Annotated in this window: 2 protein-coding genes; one reads left to right on the top strand and one right to left on the bottom strand. The window is 71.2% G+C overall.

What is annotated here, in order from left to right:
- On the bottom strand, positions 1–182 hold a 182-nt coding region (locus LLG88_15810), incomplete at its 3' end, for an FAD-dependent oxidoreductase (protein MCE5248375.1).
- 216 nt (positions 183–398) lie between these two features.
- Between LLG88_15810 and LLG88_15805 the strand changes: the two genes are divergently transcribed.
- A partial coding sequence (locus tag LLG88_15805; GenBank protein MCE5248374.1) for a HAMP domain-containing protein occupies positions 399–1850 on the top strand: 1452 nt, incomplete at its 3' end.

The raw sequence follows: 1850 nt of genomic DNA, 5'->3' as shown, positions 1-1850 counted from the left end.
TCCTCGAGCGCGAGGCGCGACGTCCTTCCCGACGCGCCCCAGCCGAAATCGATCGGTTCGACGAGCGCGACGCGCGCCCCGCGCGCGGCGAGGGCGCGCGCGGTGGACGTCCCGAGCAGTCCTCCGCCGAGGACGAGGACGTCGATGGTCTGGTCTTTGAGCGAGCCGAGCGGCGCGGGCATGGCGACAGCTTAGTTCGCGCCGCGCGACGCGGCGAGTGTTCCCTCAAGTTCCGCCGCCGGGCGCCGTTAAGAACCTGAAACCGAACTGGCCGACGAAGTTAGTCGCCACACAGAAGGGCTGCGGCTGCGGCGGCGAGAGAACCTCCGGATGCGCAACGAGAGGAGGATCTCCGAGAGTCTCCGGGCCGCGTTCGTGACCGTTGCAGGAGATGGAGCATGGCTTCGAGACTGGACGACGTGGCGATTGGAAAGAAGCTGGTCGGCGGGTTCCTGATCACTGGCCTGCTGGCGGTCGTGGTCGCGATCGCGGCCGGGGGGGCGCTGTTCCGTGTCTCCGCGGCGGGCCGGGACCTCGACGAACAGGTGGCCCGCCCGGCGGTGCACATGGGCGTGGTGACCGCGCAGTACGGCCGGATCCGCGCCGCGGTCGTCAAGATGTCGCTCGCGCACGACGCGGCCGGCGTCGCCGCCCTCTCGGCGCAGGTGGACGACGCGATGCGGGTCGTCGACCAGGAACGCGCGCAGGTCGAGGCGTCGGTTCAGGCGCCGGCGATCAAGCGGGCGATCGCGGAGTTCGCCGACGCCGACCGGGCCTACCGCGACTGGCGCGGGCGGTACGAGCCGAGCGTCGTCGCGGTCGTGTCGGCCGGCGGCCAGCCGCCGATCAGCAAGGAAGGGAACGCCGTCTCGACGCGGATCAGCGCGTCGATGGACGCGCTCAACAAGGCGATCCTCGACGAATCGAAGACGATCGCCGAGCGCAACGCCTCGCTCGTCCATTGGGCGGTCGGGTTCGTCGCGCTCGTCCTGGTCCTCGGCGGCGCCGGCCTCGTCCTCTTCGCGCGGCGCCTGACGCGGAGCATCGTCGAGCCGCTCGGCGCCTGCGCGGGCGTCCTCCACGAGCTGTCGCTCGGGCATCTCGGCGCGCGCGTCGACTCGACGCGCGCCGACGAGCTCGGCGACATGGGGCGGACGATGGACCAGTTCGCCGCGGGGCTGCAGCTCCTCGTCGCGCAGATGAAGAAGATCGCCGACGGGAACCTCGACGCGCGCGTCGCCGCCCACGACGCCGCCGACGAGGTGGCGCCGGCGCTCAACGGCACGGTGGACGCCGTCGGCGCGCTGATCGAGGAGATGGAGCGGCTTTCCAAGGACGCGGTGGAAGGGCGCCTCGCGGCGCGCGGCGACGCCGCGCGTTTCCACGGGGCCTACCGCGAGGTCGTGCAGGGAGTCAACGACACGCTCGACGCGGTGATCGTCCCGCTCAACGTCGCGGCCGACTACCTGGACAAGATCGCCAAGGGAGAGATCCCGGCGCCGATCGCGCAGTCGTACAACGGCGACTTCAACACGATCAAGAACAACCTCAACACCTGCGTCGCGGCGGTCGGCGCGCTCGTCGCCGACGCCAGGACGTTGGCGGACGCGGCGCGCGCGGGGCGGTTCGAGACGCGCGCCGACGTCTCGCGGCACCAGGGCGACTTCCGCGCGATCGTGGAGGGCGTCAACGCCACGCTCGACGTCGTAGTGGACAAGGTCTTCTGGTACGAGGCGATCCTCGACTCGGTTCCGTTCCCCGTCTCGGTGACCGACTCCGGCCTGCGCTGGACGTTCGTCAACAAGGCGACGGAGGAGTACCTCGGTCGGCGGCGCGCGGAGCTCGCCGGA

It is taken from the genome of bacterium, assembly GCA_021372775.1.
Lineage (GTDB): Bacteria > Acidobacteriota > Polarisedimenticolia > J045 > J045 > JAJFTU01.
Note: the sequence above shows the minus strand (reverse complement) of the source record. Positions and strands in the feature narration are given on the sequence as shown.